Genomic DNA, 16,356 nt, shown 5'->3' on the forward strand with positions numbered 1-16,356 from the left:
GTGAAATGTCAAAAGTGAAATGTTAGATGCCTTTCATTTCTCAAATCTCATCTCACTTTTCACAACTTCACATTTCATTTTTTACAATCAACAACTCACAATATTATGAATACAGAATTATTAGGTGTTATAGGTATTTTTCTCCTAACTATTGTTTTAGCGATTCCTTTCGGAAAATATATTGCTAAAGTATTTTTAGGAGACAAAACGCTTCTTGACCCAATTTTCAATCCGCTTGAAAAAATTATTTTTAAAATCAGCGGTATCAATCCAGCTGAAGAAATGAATTGGAAACAGCATTTAAAAGCACTTTTAAGCATCAATATGCTTTGGTTCTTTCTCTGCTTTTTTGTGTTGCTTTTTCAGGGTTCTTTACCGTTAAATCCAGATAACAATCCATCAATGTCGCCTGATTTGGCTTTTAATACAACCATTTCATTTTTAGTCAATTGCGACTTACAGCATTACTCAGGTGAAAGTGGGGTTTCTTACCTGTCACAAATGGTATTAATGTTTTTACAATTTGTTTCGGCTGGTGTCGGAATTGCTGCTGCTGCAATGGTTTTTACCGCTATGCGCGAAAGAACAACTGACAAACTAGGAAATTTCTACAACTATTTTGTAAAAAGCTGTACTCGTATTTTATTGCCACTTTCAGCAATCGTAGCAATTGCCTTGGTTTTTAGCGGCACTCCAATGACTTTTGAAGGAAAAGATGCTATCACTACTTTACAAGGTGATCATGTGGAGGTTTCTCGCGGACCAGCTGCTGCTTTTGTTGCCATTAAACATATTGGTACAAACGGTGGCGGATTTTTCGGAGCGAACTCGGCGCATCCTTTAGAAAACCCTACTTATTTTACCAATGCTGTTGAGCTTTGGGCACAAATGATTGTTCCGTTTGCGATGATTTTCGCACTTGGTTTCTTTCTTAAAAAACAAAAATTCGCTTATATCATTTTTGGTGTAATGACGGTTGGATTTTTACTCTTGGTAATTCCGACAATGTCAAGCGAAATCAGTGGAAATCCTGCTATCGAAAAAATGGGAATTTCTCAACTAAATGGAGCTATGGAAGGAAAAGAAGTCCGCTTTGGTCCAGCTATTTCAGGTTTCTGGAGTATTGCCACAACAGTGATTTCTACAGGTTCTGTAAACAGTATGCACGATAGTTCGATGCCGGTTTCGGGAGCGATGCAGTTATTGGCTATGATGGTCAATGTATTTTATGGCGGATGCGGTGTTGGTTATCTTAACTTTTACATTTTCATTATTCTGGCTGTTTTCATTTCTGGATTAATGGTTGGTCGAACTCCCGAGTTTTTCGGAAAGAAAATTGAAGCCCGCGAAGTTAAAATTGCCGCTTTCATTGCTATTCTTCACCCATTATTAGTTTTAGCAGGAACCGCTTTAGCTTCTTATTTTGCTGCCCATGATACTGCAATGGGTTATTGGTTCAGCGGAAATGCAACGGGCTGGCTAAACAATCCTGGAAATCACGGATTCTCTGAAATGTTATACGAATATACTTCGAGTGCTGCTAATAATGGTTCTGGTTTTGAAGGTTTGGGCGATAATAATCCATTTTGGAATATCACTACAGGAATTGTTTTGTTGCTAAGCCGTTTCATCCCAATCATCGGACCTTTGGCAATTGCTGGTTTATTAGCCAACAAAAAATACATTCCAGAAAGTGCAGGAACTTTAAAAACGGATACAACGATTTTCGGAATCATGATTTTTGCTGTAATCGCGATTGTTGCGGCTTTATCTTTCTTTCCTGCTCTGGCATTAGGTCCACTTGCTGAATATTTCACACTGAAATAATGTTCGATTTGAATATCCACAAAGAATTTAAAAACATAGCCCAAGGTTTCAACCTTGGAGACAGAGATTGAATATATATATTGTGTCCCAACGGTTGAAACCATTGGCTATGTTCTACAAGCTATGTGTTTTTGCATCGCACAACATTTAACAAATAACATTTAACTTTTTACAAGAAAATGACAACTAATAAATCCACATCATTGTTTGAAAGCAAACAGGTAAAAGAAGCTTTATTGCAGTCTTTTGTGAAGCTGAATCCAAAAATGATGATTAAAAATCCGGTAATGTTTACCGTAGAAATTGGAACTGCCATTATGTTTGCCGTTTGCGTTTCGATCTTAATGGGCGCAACCGACCAAGGCAGTTTTATTTACAATTTAATTGTTTTCCTAATTTTATTTGTAACGCTTTTGTTTGCCAATTTCGCTGAAGCTATTGCCGAAGCCAGAGGAAAAGCACAAGCTGACAGTTTAAGAAAAACCCGTGAAGAAACTCCTGCAAGACAGATTCTGCCAAATGGAGAAATCAGAAACATTAGTTCTTCTCAATTAAAAAAAGACGATATTTTCATTTGTGAAGCGGGCGATTTAATTGCTGCCGACGGAGAAATTATAGAAGGTCTGGCTACAATCGACGAAAGTGCAATTACGGGAGAAAGTGCTCCTGTAATTCGTGAAGCAGGAGGAGACAAATCTTCTGTAACGGGAGGAACAAAAGTGTTGTCTGATAAAATCAAAGTAAAAGTAACTTCAGAACCTGGCGAAAGCTTTTTGGATAAAATGATTGCTTTGGTTGAAGGTGCAAGCCGTCAGAAAACGCCAAACGAAATTGCCTTGACTATTTTGTTAGCGGCTTTTACCTTAATCTTCGTGATTGTCTGCGTTACTTTAAAACCTTTTGCCGATTACGCGAACGCTCCTATTACTATTGCTGCTTTTATTGCCTTATTCGTTTGTTTGATTCCAACAACAATCGGAGGACTTCTTTCTGCGATTGGAATTGCGGGAATGGACAGAGCTTTACGTGCCAATGTGATTACAAAATCAGGTAAAGCGGTTGAAACTGCTGGAGATATTGACGTTTTACTTTTGGATAAAACAGGAACAATCACCATCGGGAACAGAAAAGCAACTAATTTTTACCCAACAAAAGGCATTTCTTTTGAAGATTTCGTTAAATCTGCTGTGTTGAGTTCGCTTGCCGATGATACGCCAGAAGGGAAAAGTATCTTAGAATTAAGTGAAATGATAGATGTAAAAAATGAGGCAAAAGCAAGCTTTTTACAAACGACTTCTGACATTTCACACACCATCAAATTTACTGCTGAAACCAGAACTTCGGGTGTGATTTTAAAAGATGGAACCAATATTCGAAAAGGTGCGCAAGACGCTGCTAAAAAAATTGCAGAACAAGCTGGAAATGTTTTCCCTGAAGACACTTTGCAACAGGTAATCACAATTTCTTCAAACGGAGGAACGCCTTTAGTGGTAATTAAAAACAACGAAATTCAAGGTGTTATCGAATTGCAGGATATCATTAAAACCGGAATGAAAGAACGTTTTGAGCGCTTACGCAGAATGGGAATCAAAACGGTTATGGTTACGGGAGATAATCCGCTTACGGCTAAGTTTATTGCTGAAAAAGCGGGAGTTGATGATTTTATCGCCGAAGCGAAGCCTGAAGATAAAATGAATTATATCCGAAAAGAGCAAGCTGAAGGTCGTCTGGTTGCGATGATGGGAGACGGAACAAATGATGCTCCTGCCCTTGCCCAAGCCAATGTTGGTGTCGCTATGAACAGCGGAACGCAAGCAGCAAAAGAAGCTGGAAACATGGTTGATTTGGACAACGACCCAACCAAACTAATCGAGATTGTCGAAATTGGAAAACAGCTTTTAATGACTCGAGGAACTTTAACCACTTTTTCAATTGCAAATGACGTTGCTAAATATTTTGCGATTGTCCCAGCCCTTTTCATTACTGCCATTCCAGCATTGCAAGGTTTGAACATTATGCATTTGCACAGCCCAGAAAGTGCTATTTTATCGGCTGTCATTTTCAATGCGATTATCATTCCGATCCTGATTCCACTGGCATTGAGAGGTGTTGAATATCGTCCGATTGGTGCGAGTGCGATTCTAAAACGTAATCTTTTGATTTATGGCTTAGGCGGATTGATTGTTCCTTTCATCGGGATTAAGTTAATTGATTTAATCGTTGCAATCTTTATTTAAGGTGCTAAGATTCTAAGGAACTAAGGTTTTCTCTTAGAATTGAAAACTAGAATCTATCAAAAATTAAAATAAAAACATCGGTTCTGAATTGCTAAGTTCTTAAAAGAATACTTAGAACCTCAGCATCTCAGAACCTTAGAACCTCAAAAAAAATGAAAACTATATTTTCACTCATAAAACTTACTGCGGTTACTTTAATCTTATTCGCAGTTATTTATCCTCTTGCGATTTACGGAATCGCACAAATGGCTCCCAATCAAGGAAAAGGAGAAACACTTTCTGTTAACGGAAAGGTTGTTGGGTATCAAAAAATCGGACAAAAGTTCGATAAATCGAATTATTTCTGGGGAAGACCTTCGGCAGTTGATTACAATGCTGCCGGAAGCGCCGGAAGCAATAAAGGTCCGAGCAATGCTGAGTATTTAGCTTTGGTTCAAAAGAGAATCGATACTTTCCTTGTTGTTCATCCTTACTTGAAAAAAGCTGAAATTCCAGCTGATATGGTGACAGCTTCAGGAAGCGGTTTAGATCCGAATATTTCTCCGCAAGGCGCTTTAGTTCAAGTAAAACGTGTGGCTAAAGAACGAAATTTAGCTGAAGCTAAAGTAAAGGCTTTAGTGGAATCTAAAATTAATACGGCTGTTGTTGGACCTGAAACTGTGAATGTTTTGGAGTTGAATGTGGCTTTGGATAAGCTTCATTAAAAGATGCTAAGGTTCTAAGTTGCTAAGATTCTAAGGTTTTCTCCTGCAAGGTTTTTAAAACCTTGTAGGTGTATACCAAAGTTATTTCGTCGTCTCTGTCATTTCGACGAAGTAGAAATCACACTAGAAACCCCACGCTGCTAATTGCCAATCTTTGTCGAATTACGAGTGTGATTTCTCCTTCGTCGAAATGACAAACTGAACGCAAATTGTAATCGAAAACTAAACTTAAAAAATTAATACCTATAAGGTTTTAAAAACCTTGCAGGAAATGATACGTCCTTTTTACCCCAAATGCCCTAGCCCCGATAGTAGTGGAAATCCTTTTGCTTTTTTCTTTAAAAAGCAAAAGATTACTTCGTCAGTTCGCTATCGCTCGTGTGAAACGGATAGCGGGATTAGCTCCTAAAAAATCTACTAAATAAATTAATTACCCTTTTGGGTTTGAATACCACAATTGACAATGAAAAAAATACTACTTACTGCTTTAATCGCATTTGGTTTTAGCAATTTACATGCACAAGAAGAGTCTAAAAGTCCGTTTACGTTCTCTGGATATGTAGACGTTTATTATAGTTACGATTTCGGGAAACCGGAAAATCATACGCGCCCAAGCTTTTTTTATAATTATAACCGAAGCAATGAGATAAACCTGAATTTGGGTTTGGCAAAAGTGAATTATTCTAAGGGAAATGTGCGAGGAAATTTTGCCTTGATGGCGGGAACTTATACTCAATATAATATGTCGGCTGAGCAGGATTTATTGAAAAATGTTTATGAAGCGAATGTTGGTGTGAAGATTTCACAAAAACATGATTTATGGATTGATGCTGGAATTATGCCTTCGCATATTGGGTTTGAAAGTGCGATTGGGAAAGACTGTGCGAATTTAACCCGAAGCATTCTGGCTGAAAATTCGCCTTACTATGAAGCGGGTGTAAAAATTGGCTATACTTCTGATTCTGGAAAATGGTATTTGGCTGCGATGTATTTGAACGGCTGGCAAAGAATTCAGAAAATCGACGGAAATCAAACTCCGGCTTTTGGAACACAGGTTACGTATAAGCCAACTGACAAAGTCGTTTTGAATTGGAGCACATACGCAGGAAATGAACAACCTGATATTAACAAAAAATGGCGTTATTTTAATAATTTCTACGGACAATTTAAAGTAACCGAGAAAATGAATCTAACCGCAGGTTTTGATATTGGTTCGCAGCAATCGGCTAAAAACAGTAACAAATACGATACTTGGTTTTCGCCTGTTTTGATTCTGCAATACAAACCAACAGATAAAATTCAGCTGGCAGCACGAGGCGAATATTACAGTGATGAAAAAGGTGTAATTATCGCAACAGAAACGCCTAACGGATTTAAAACTTACGGATTTTCAGCTAACTTTGATTACTTAATTACTGATAATGTTATGTTTAGAATTGAAGCGAGAAATCTGTCTAGCAAAGATGAAATTTTCACCAAAAACAATCTGCCAACAGATACAAATACTTTTGTAACAACGGCTTTGGCAATTAGTTTCTAACATTAAAATTATTTTACCATTAAGAGATGAAGAAAATTAAGTTTGAGCGTTTAAATCTACAATACAGGACATTAAGCTTAATGTTCTGTAGGCAAAGAAAAGCTTAACTTCCTTAATCTCTTAATGGTTAAACCAAAAAAAATGGAAAACGAAAATAACGCACAGCACTTTCTGGATTTGATTCAGAAATCCCGAAAAGGAAAATTTAAAATCTATATTGGGATGAGCGCCGGTGTGGGCAAAACTTTCCGTATGCTTCAGGAAGCGCATTCGTTATTAAAAAATGGAATCGATGTAAAAATTGGTTACATCGAAACGCATATGCGGAAAGAAACGCATGAGTTATTGTCTGGTTTGCCGATTATTCCGCGACGGACTATTTTTTATAAAGGAAAAGAACTCGAAGAACTCGATGTTCAGGCAATCATCAACCTTAGACCAGAAGTGGTTATCGTTGATGAATTGGCACATACAAACGTTGAGGGAAGCAAAAATGAAAAACGCTGGCAGGATGTTCTGGAGATTCTGGAAGCAGGAATAAATGTGATTTCGGCGGTCAATATTCAGCATATTGAGAGTCTAAATGAAGATGTAAAACGCATAACAGGAATTGACGTTCAAGAAAGAATTCCAGATAATGTTTTGCGTCTGGCTGATGAAGTGGTGAATATCGATTTGACTTCGGAAGATTTGATTGCCCGTTTGAAGGAAGGAAAAATTTATACGGCAGATAAGATTCAGACTGCATTGACTAACTTTTTTAAATCGGAACAAATTCTGCAGTTGCGTGAATTGGCTTTGAAGGAAGTGGCAAGCCAGGTAGTTCGAAAAGTGGAAAGCGAAGTTCCGAATCTGCATGCTTTGCGCCACGAAAAATTATTGGCTTGCATTAGCAGCAACGATAAAACGGCTAAAACAGTAATTAGAAAAGCGGCCCGTTTGGCAAGCTATTACAACGGAAGCTGGTATGTTTTATATGTCGAAACTCCGCAGGAAAGCAGTACCAGAATTGCCCTTGACAAACAAAGACATTTAATTAATAACTTTAAACTCGCCGTGCAATTGGGAGCCGAAGTTATTAAACTGGAAAATTCGAATATTGCCAATGCAATTTTGACAACTGTAGAAGAAAAACAAATTACAACTGTCTGTATTGGGAAACCGCATTTGAATTTATTTAAAGTAATTTTGTCTACAACAATTTTTAGGCGTCTGCTAAATAAATTGTCGTTGTCAAATGTCGATCTTGTTATACTGTCTTAAAAGTTTTTAAACCATATAAGTGATAAGTTCATTTAAAGTAGTTTGCGTTGAATTTAACCGCAAAGGTGCTAAGATTTCGCAAAGGACGCAAAGATTAAATTAAAAAACTTTGCGACTTTGCGTAAAACTTTGCGCTCTTTGCGGTTAAAAAAGTACTTAAATTTCCTTATATCACTTATATGGTTCAAAAAAAATTAAATGTTTTTATAAAATGAGAATTAAAACCAAATTGAATCTGGGTGTTGGATTGTTATTTTTAATGATCATCATTCTTTCTTTAGTGAGTGCTTACTCTGTTTTTTTGATTAAGCAGGACACTGAGAATATTCTAAAATCCAATTACAATACGCTGGAATATTCGCGAAATATGATTCTTGCCTTGGACGGAATGAAATCGGATTCGAAAGAAACGATTCAGAGTTTTGAAGAAAATCTTGAGAAGCAAACCCGCAATATTACGGAGCCAGGTGAAAAGCAAGCAACTGAAAAACTGAAAAAAAGTTTTGCTCTTCTGTCTAAAAACAATTCTAACGAAGTTGTAAAAACGCAAATCCGTCAGGACATTTTTGCGATTATGAAACTGAATCTCGATGCCATAAAACAGAAAAGCGATATTGCCAAACAATCAGCAGAAACGGCTAACTTGTCTATTGCGATTGTGGGTAGTTTATGCTTTTTAATTGCTTTTAATTTATTGGTTAATCTGCCCAACAATATTGCGAATCCGATTAAGGAATTAACGCTGAGTATTAAGGAAATTGCCAATAAAAACTATTCAGAACGTGTTCATTTTACCAGCCACAGCGAATTTGGAGATCTTGCCAAATCGTTTAATACCATGGCGCAAAAGCTGGAAGAATATCACGACAGCAACGTTTATAAACTTCTTTTCGAGAAAAAACGATTGGAAACACTCATCAATAATATGAATGATCCAATTATTGGTTTAGATCATGAAGGAATTGTTTTGTTTGTAAATGATGAAGCTTTAAAAATTATCGGTTTAAAATCGGAAGACATTATTGGAAAAACTGCATCTGAATTGGCGGTTTCTAATGATTTAATTCGTTCTTTAATTCTGAAAGAAAACGAAACTCCGAAAAAACAGCCTCTCAAAATTTTTGCGCATGGAAAGGAAAGTTATTTCGAAAAAGAAATTCATAATATCACCATAACACCAACGGGAGAAGAAAAAGAAATCAATATTGGTGATGTGATTATCCTTCGAAATATTACACTTTTTAAAGAACTGGATTTTGCCAAAACCAATTTTATTGCCACTGTTTCACACGAATTAAAAACGCCAATTGCCTCTATAAAATTGAGTCTTCAATTGCTTGAAAATGCCAAAACAGGCGATATGAACGACGACCAGAAACAATTGGTAGAAAGCATTAAAGACGACAGTCAGCGTTTGTTGAAGATTACAGGCGAATTACTCAATTTATCACAATTGGAAACGGGGAATATTCAATTGACTATTGGAAAAAGCAATCCGCATGAAATTGTAAAATATGCCGTAGAAGCCGTAAAAGTTCAAGCAGATCAAAAACAAATTCAGTTAATTGTTGATGCCGATGAAAATCTTAAAAATGTAAAAGCTGATGCTGAAAAAACAGGCTGGGTTTTGATTAATTATTTGTCGAACGCCATTCGATATTCTTCTGAAAAAAGCACGATTCTCATTAAATTAAAAGAAGAAAATAACCAGATGGTTTTTCAAGTTATTGATACCGGAAAAGGAATTGAACCAAGATACAAAGACAAAGTTTTCGATAAATATTTCCAGATTCCAGGCAGTCAGAAATCGGGAACTGGATTGGGTTTAGCAATCAGCAAAGAATTTATTGAAGCCCAAAACGGAAGCGTTGGCGTTGAAAGTAATTTAGGATTGGGAAGTACTTTTTGGTTTGCATTGAAGGTATAGATTTTAATGGCTTAAATTTTTCCGCCACGAATTCACGAATTTTGTTTAAAATAATTCGTGAATTCGTGGCGGAAAAAAAATCTTTTTAAATCATTAAAATCTGTGGCAACTTTTAAGTATTCGAAGTGTTATTCTTAATTTCCCTAACTTCTCTTTTCAATTCTAAAAGCAAATCTTTCATGGCTCCAGTTTCTGTAATTTCTTGTTTTTTATCTGAACGACCGATGTTGCATTCGTATTCCCAAATCTCCAAAATATCAGAAGCTTTCACTTCGTAATTCGGGTAAAAACTGTTATCAGATTCTAAAACTAAAGCGTTCTTTTTGTTTTTGTTAAGACGCTTATAGACCATTCCTTCATTCTTAGTAATCAAAATATAAGTTTTGCCATCCATCACCTCTCCCAGCTTTTCTACATAACGGCCAATAATAATAGAACCGTCTTCGTGCGGAGGCATTGAATCACCTTCAACGGGAAATCCGCGGTGTTTTCCTGGTCCTAAAAACGGAAGTGTAATCTGCTGTAAACTTTCAATGTATTCTGGATCAGCATATCCGTTTAAATAACCTGCTTTTGCTTTTTGAGATACAATTTCAATATAATTTTCTCCAAAACTATCCACCTGAATGGGTAAAATAAGTCGGTTTCCTTCCAGTTTTATCAAATTTTGCACATCAATTTTTCGAATATCGACCGATAATATTAAGTCAATACTCATATGAAAATATAACGCAATCTTCTTTAAAATATCATACGGTGCTTCCGAAGTTCCGTCTTCATATTTAACGTATCTTCCTCTGGTAATACTAAGGTTTTCAGCTAATCTCTCTTGTGATATTTTATGCTTAACCCTTAATGCTCTGATGTTGTCTGAAAATAAGGACATAATTAATTTTGTTATAATTTGGAACAGCAAATATATTAAAAAATGTTATTGCCTGTGCTAATTTTGTAATATGAAAAAATACTCTTTTTGAAGTGAATATGAAATTGACAAATATAAATACCACAAAATCAATAGAATTTTATATCCCAAATATAAGTTCGGAAGTAAAACTGCCTTTCTTTGACGTTGGTATCAGCGCAGGATTTCCTTCACCAGCAGATGATTTTATTGAATCATCAATAGATCTTAATAAAGAATTAATCAGACACACATACACTACTTATTTTGCCAGAGTAAAAGGACATTCTATGAAAAATGTCGGCATCAATGATGGTGATTTATTAATTATTGATAAAAGTCTGGAACCACAAAATAATAAAATTGCTGTTTGTCAAATTGATGGTGAATTTACCGTAAAACGTATCAGAATAGAAAAAGACATTATTTGGCTTATTGCCGAAAATGAAGATTATCAGCCTATAAAAGTAACTCCAGAAAATAATTTTGTGATTTGGGGCATTGTAGTTCATTGTATTAAATCTTTTTAAGTGTAGAAATGTTTGCTTTAGTCGATTGTAATAATTTTTATGCTTCTTGTCAAAGAGTATTTGAACCGCATTTAAGAGGAAAACCTATTGTTATTCTCTCTAACAATGACGGTTGTGTTATCTCAAGATCTGATGAAGCTAAAGCATTGGGTATTCCAATGGCTATTCCTGCTTTTAAATATGAAGCTGTTTTTAAAGAAAAGAACATTTTTGTTTATTCTTCAAATTATCCACTATACGGTGATATGAGTAATAGAGTGATGAATCTTCTTCAAACTTATACTTCCGAAATAGAAATCTATAGTATTGATGAGGCTTTCTTGAAATTTACAGGGTATGATTTATTTGATTTGAATGAGCTTGGCTTAAAAATGCGAAAAGAAGTAACACAAGGAACAGGAATTCCTGTCAGTATAGGTTTTGCTCCTACTAAAGCTTTGGCAAAAATGGCAAACAAGATTGCCCGAAAATTTGCAGATCGTACACAGAATGTTTACTGCATTGATTCTGAAGATAAGAGGATTAAGGCTTTAAAATGGTCGAAAATTGAAGATGTCTGGGGAATTGGAAGAAAACATGCGAAACGGTTGAAAGCAAAAAAAATCAACACAGCTTATGAATTCACACAGCTTCCAGATGCATGGGTAAGAAAAGAAATGTCGGTAATTGGGCTTCGATTAAAACATGAGTTAGAAGGAAAACCAACTTTGGGATTGGAAGAGGCTACCGAGCGAAAAATGATCGCTACAACCAGATCTTTTGAAAAAAGATATACTACTTATGAAGAAATATCAGAAAGAATCAGCACATTTACAGCTTCTTGTGCCGAAAAACTAAGACGCCAGGATTGTAATTGCAATATGGTAACGGTTTTTATTCAGACTGATTTTTTAGGCGGTGAAAACTCAAAATATTCACGAAGCATTACAATCACAACTGATTTCCCAACCAACTCAACTATAGAACTCAATGAAGCTGCACAAAAAGGATTTAAGCTTATTTTTAAAGAAGGGTATCGTTATAAAAAAGCTGGTGTGATTGTAATGGGATTAACGCCAAACAGCGAAACACAGCTTAATTTATTTGAAACTTCAAATCCGAAACATCAGCCATTAATGAATGTAATAGATAAAATGAACCAAAATTATGGGAATAACAAAATTAAATTCGGGATGCAGTCTTTAGGACGACAATGGAAAATGAAACAGGACAGATTATCTCCAAAATTTTCTACATCGCTTAAAGATGTGATTACAGTTAAAGCTTAAAAGTTTACAGATAAATATAAAAGGGGCAAAAAACAACAGAAAAATAATCGATTTTACATTATATACAAATGAAGAAGCAAGAATATGCCATAGTCGATATTGAAACCACAGGCGGTAATGCCAGTGGAAGCCGTATTACAGAAATTGCCATTATTATTCATGACGGTACAAATGTGCTGGATCGTTACGAAACACTTGTAAATCCAGAGCAGGACATCCCTCCTTCTATTTTTGGGTTAACGGGAATTAATAACGAAATGGTTGCCAATGCGCCAATCTTTGATGATATTTCCGAAAAAGTACTGGAAATGCTTACTGATCGTATTTTTGTAGCACATAATGTCAACTTCGATTATTCATTTGTGCATCATCAATTGGAGCAGGCAGGATTTAAATGGACAGCAAGAAAGCTGTGTACGGTTCGCGCTGCCCGAAAAATCAAACCCGGATTAGGTTCGTACAGTTTAGGAAATCTTTGCAATTCCTTAAATATATCATTAGAAAACAGACACCGTGCCGGCGGAGATGCCGATGCTACTGCTCTATTATTTTCTCTTCTGTTAGAATGGGACGACGCTGGAGAAATTGACAAAATGATCAAAAAAACAGCACAGGATCAGCGTTTGCCTCCAAATTTACCACAAGAAGATTTTAATAATTTACCTGACAAGCCGGGAGTGTATTATTTTTATAATCAGGCCAAAAAAGTGATTTATGTTGGAAAGGCAGTTAATTTGAAGAAACGTGTTACCTCACATTTTACAGGAAACAATATTAATCAGCAGAGACAGCATTTTTTACGAGACATTCATGGAATTTCTTTTGAAGTCTGCGCAACAGAACTCATGGCGCTTCTTTTAGAATGTACCGAAATCAAGAAGCTCTGGCCAACTTACAATAGAGCATTAAAACGTTTTGAAGCGAAATATGGAATTTATCAATACGAAGCCCGAAATGGTTATAAATATCTGGCAATCGGGAAAATGAGCAAATTTCAGACTTGTATTCACGAATTCAATAACCAGCATACAGGTATTCATTTATTACGAAGTCTGGCGGAACAATTTCAAATCGATCATCGTTTTTGTAAATATTCAAGATCAGAAGAAGGCGAATTTTTCTACAATCATGAAATAAAAGAATGGCCGGATCCAATACTTCATAATGAACAAGTCGACAATGCGATTGATTATTTATTGAACAACAGACCCAGCTTTGCCATTATAGATAAAGGAAGATCTTCAGATGAACGAAGCTGTATCTGGATTGAAAACGGTCATTTTTATGGAATGGGATATATTTCACGAGATGTTGCCATTAACGATTCTGAAGAAGTAAGAAGTTATGTCACCCCTTATAAAAGCAATCAATATATCGAACAGTTAATTTTTGCTTACGCCGAAAAACATCCGGGAAAAGTATTTTTCAGCAAACATTTTGCGAGATAAAACACTGAAAATCTGTAAATTTAATATTAGAACTAATTAAATCTACTATGAAAATAGCTACTTATAACGTAAACGGAGTCAATGGAAGATTAAATGTTTTATTACGCTGGCTCGAAGAAGCTGCTCCAGATATTGTGTGCTTACAAGAATTAAAAGCACCTCAAGATAATTTTCCGCTTAAAGCGATTAACGATGCAGGTTACAACGCAATTTGGCATGGACAGAAACAGTGGAATGGTGTTGCTATTCTTGCGCGAAATATGGAGATTGAAGAAATAACACGCACGCTTCCGGGTGATGAAGAAGATATTCAAAGTCGTTATATTGAAGCTTTGATTAACGGAATTGTAATTGCTTGTATTTATCTTCCAAACGGAAATCCCGCTCCAGGACCAAAATTTGAATACAAACTAAAATGGTTTGATCGCTTGGCTGATCGCGCTGAAACTTTACTAAACCTAAAAGTTCCGGTAATTTTAATTGGTGATTACAATGTGATGCCAACCGAATTGGATGTTTACAAACCAGAGAAATGGGTTAAGGATGCGCTTTTCAGACCTGAAGTAAGAAAGGCTTTTTCAACTATAGTTTCGCAAGGATGGACAGATGCTATTCGTACTTTGTATCCTAATGAAACAATTTATACGTTTTGGGATTATTTCAGAAATGCGTATGAACGAAATGCAGGTCTGCGAATTGATCATTTTTTATTGAGTCCGCAAATAGCAGCAATATTACGTTCGGGCGGAGTTGACCGCCATGTACGAGGCTGGGAAAAAACAAGCGATCATGCTCCTGTATGGATTGAAATTGACAAAAAATAAATGGAAAATGACATTATTTAACGACACCGAATTATTTACCGCTGGTTTGGGAGGAAAAAAAATATTTGACATCCCAGATTCTGAATTGATTTTAATCGACAACTTCTTTACAAAGGAAGAATCTGATCTTTTTTACGAAAGAATACTTCGCAAAACCAAATGGAGAGAATATGAAATGGAAATTTATGACAAAACCTATACGGTTCCGAGAATGATTGCTTGGTATGAAGACAAAGATAATGCTGGCGCTGATCCAAAAGGGCCAGATTGGACATATGAGTTATTAAAAATAAGAAGTCGTGTCGAAAAAGAAACACAACTTGACTTTAATACCGTTTTGCTTAATTTATACCGAAATGGAAATGATGGTGTAGGATGGCACAGTGACAAAGAACACAATACAGGGCCAAATCCTATTATTGCTTCGGTTACTTTTGGAGAAACCAGAATGTTTAAACTCCGTCATAAATTCAGGAAAGACATTCCTACTGTTGAGATTCCGCTGCATCATGGATCTTTTTTATTGATGGCGGGAACAACCAACAGTTATTGGCAGCATCAAGTACCGAAAACGGCTCGTAAAGTTTTACCAAGAATCAATCTTACGTTTAGAAGAACTAATCGAAATATTTGATTTTTATATAATTATATCTTCAAAAAGTGAGGTATTCACACTTAAAACACCGTAGGATATTCCTTCTTTAAAAAGTTAAAACATGCACTGTATGAACCTTTTATTAGGGAAAGCCTATCTTTTTTACTATTTTTGCAACCTTTTTTTAAATACAATACCGTAATGGCTTATTCGAACAATGATTTAGCGCGTTTCTTAGATGCGCAAAACAAACTTTATCTTACCGCTCTTTCCGAAATTGGAAAAGGGAAAAAAGAAACACATTGGATGTGGTTTATTTTTCCGCAAATAAAAGGTTTGGGCAAAAGCGATACTGCCAATCTTTATGCTATTAATGATTTAAAAGAAGCTTCTGATTACTTGGAACATCCCATTTTAGGAAAACACCTAATTGAAATTTCTGAATTGCTGTTAACGTTTAAGATGAAATCAGCTGATGGAATTTTTGGGGATCTAGATGCTCGTAAATTACGTTCGTGCATGACTTTGTTTTCTTTGGTAGAAAATGCAAATCCAATATTTCAGGAAATTCTGGAAGCTTTCTTTTCTGGAGAAACAGATCCGCTTACATTGTCTATTATTAATTCAACTATAAAATCACCTCTCGAAGCTGTTTTATAATTACAGATTCGTTGTGATTCTTTACATCAAAGGCACTACTTTACTGTAGTGCCTTTTTTTGTATTACCTATATCCGGATATTTAATCTCTTCGTGAAATCTTCTCTTTTTAAAATAATTAGCCCTAACTTGCATATAATCAACCACAAATCTTATTAATCATGACTGAAAAAATTAAGGCATTGCAGCTTATACATTTTGGAGTTTGTGCCGGAACCGTAATTATTTATCTGATTGTAGGTGATTTTTCAATCCAAAAACTTAGTATTCCACCTATAGATTCATCTTCTGCCGTTTATGTTGCAATTCCAGTTTTGGCTTTTGTATTAAGCAGTGTATTATTCAAAACACAATTAAAACAAATTGATCCGAAATTGAAGCTTGAAGATAAATTACCTGTTTATCAAACAGCATCTATTATGCGCTGGGCTATTTTAGAAGGCGCTGCATTTTTAATCTTATTCCTTAAACCTGACTTTGTTTTATTTGGAATCCTAATCATAATTTATCTTCTTTTCTTAAGACCAACTGAAGAGAGAATTACCAACGATTTATCTGACTATTAATCTTTTAAATGCAATAAAAAAGCGCCTTGTTAATCAAAGCGCTTTTCATTTTATGGATAAAGTT

Annotated in this window: 14 protein-coding genes; 13 read left to right on the forward strand and 1 reads right to left on the reverse strand. The window is 35.6% G+C overall.

All coding sequences use genetic code 11. The features are described 5' to 3' along the window. The first annotated feature begins 105 nt into the window (after positions 1 to 105). The 6 genes from kdpA to J0383_RS05700 all read left to right on the forward strand — a co-directional run bounded on the left by kdpA (position 106) and on the right by J0383_RS05700 (position 9,498). A complete protein-coding gene (kdpA, locus tag J0383_RS05675) occupies positions 106 to 1,827 on the forward strand; it encodes a potassium-transporting ATPase subunit KdpA (protein WP_207297469.1) in 1,722 nt (573 codons plus the stop codon). A gap of 179 nt (positions 1,828 to 2,006) precedes the next feature. Continuing rightward, the gene (gene kdpB, locus J0383_RS05680; protein WP_207297470.1) at positions 2,007 to 4,064 is read left to right on the forward strand and encodes a potassium-transporting ATPase subunit KdpB; all 2,058 of its coding nucleotides are present in this window, start codon (positions 2,007 to 2,009) and stop codon (positions 4,062 to 4,064) included. Between the two features lie 152 nt (positions 4,065 to 4,216). Continuing rightward, positions 4,217 to 4,768, forward strand: coding sequence for a K(+)-transporting ATPase subunit C (locus J0383_RS05685; protein ID WP_207297471.1), 552 nt, complete (start codon positions 4,217 to 4,219; stop codon positions 4,766 to 4,768). Positions 4,769 to 5,231: 463 nt separating this feature from the next. Further along, positions 5,232 to 6,308: a porin gene (locus tag J0383_RS05690; protein WP_207297472.1), complete on the forward strand. Its 1,077-nt coding sequence runs from the start codon at positions 5,232 to 5,234 to the stop codon at positions 6,306 to 6,308. A gap of 141 nt (positions 6,309 to 6,449) precedes the next feature. Beyond that, a complete protein-coding gene (locus J0383_RS05695; RefSeq protein ID WP_207297473.1) occupies positions 6,450 to 7,571 on the forward strand; it encodes a sensor protein KdpD in 1,122 nt (373 codons plus the stop codon). A 211-nt stretch (positions 7,572 to 7,782) separates the two neighbouring features. After that, entirely contained in the window at positions 7,783 to 9,498 is a 1,716-nt protein-coding gene (locus J0383_RS05700) for a sensor histidine kinase (protein ID WP_207297474.1), read from the forward strand. A 112-nt stretch (positions 9,499 to 9,610) separates the two neighbouring features. On the opposite strand, the gene J0383_RS05705 is transcribed toward J0383_RS05700, so the two are convergent. Beyond that, the gene (locus J0383_RS05705; RefSeq protein WP_207297475.1) at positions 9,611 to 10,384 is read right to left on the reverse strand and encodes an XRE family transcriptional regulator; all 774 of its coding nucleotides are present in this window, start codon (positions 10,382 to 10,384) and stop codon (positions 9,611 to 9,613) included. A 98-nt stretch (positions 10,385 to 10,482) separates the two neighbouring features. On the opposite strand from J0383_RS05705, the gene J0383_RS05710 reads away from it, so the two are divergent. The 7 genes from J0383_RS05710 (at position 10,483) to J0383_RS05740 (ending at position 16,292) form a co-directional block, all read left to right on the forward strand. Continuing rightward, the gene (locus J0383_RS05710) at positions 10,483 to 10,932 is read left to right on the forward strand and encodes a LexA family protein (protein WP_207297476.1); all 450 of its coding nucleotides are present in this window, start codon (positions 10,483 to 10,485) and stop codon (positions 10,930 to 10,932) included. 8 nt (positions 10,933 to 10,940) lie between these two features. Continuing rightward, on the forward strand, positions 10,941 to 12,200 hold the full coding sequence (locus J0383_RS05715) for a Y-family DNA polymerase (protein ID WP_207297477.1): 1,260 nt from the start codon (positions 10,941 to 10,943) through the stop codon (positions 12,198 to 12,200). A 68-nt stretch (positions 12,201 to 12,268) separates the two neighbouring features. Continuing rightward, positions 12,269 to 13,648, forward strand: coding sequence for an exonuclease domain-containing protein (locus J0383_RS05720; protein WP_207297478.1), 1,380 nt, complete (start codon positions 12,269 to 12,271; stop codon positions 13,646 to 13,648). Positions 13,649 to 13,695: 47 nt separating this feature from the next. Further along, positions 13,696 to 14,472, forward strand: coding sequence for an exodeoxyribonuclease III (gene xth / locus J0383_RS05725; RefSeq protein WP_207297479.1), 777 nt, complete (start codon positions 13,696 to 13,698; stop codon positions 14,470 to 14,472). 7 nt (positions 14,473 to 14,479) lie between these two features. After that, positions 14,480 to 15,106: an alpha-ketoglutarate-dependent dioxygenase AlkB family protein gene (locus tag J0383_RS05730; protein WP_207297480.1), complete on the forward strand. Its 627-nt coding sequence runs from the start codon at positions 14,480 to 14,482 to the stop codon at positions 15,104 to 15,106. A 162-nt stretch (positions 15,107 to 15,268) separates the two neighbouring features. Beyond that, positions 15,269 to 15,727 carry a DUF1810 domain-containing protein gene (locus tag J0383_RS05735; RefSeq protein WP_207297481.1) on the forward strand — a complete coding sequence of 153 codons (459 nt, stop codon included), beginning with the start codon at positions 15,269 to 15,271 and terminating at the stop codon, positions 15,725 to 15,727. Between the two features lie 160 nt (positions 15,728 to 15,887). Further along, positions 15,888 to 16,292, forward strand: a complete 405-nt coding sequence (locus J0383_RS05740) for an MFS transporter (RefSeq protein ID WP_207297482.1) — start codon at positions 15,888 to 15,890, stop codon at positions 16,290 to 16,292. Positions 16,293 to 16,356 lie beyond the last annotated feature (64 nt).

This window comes from Flavobacterium endoglycinae (assembly GCF_017352115.1).
Lineage (GTDB): Bacteria > Bacteroidota > Bacteroidia > Flavobacteriales > Flavobacteriaceae > Flavobacterium > Flavobacterium endoglycinae.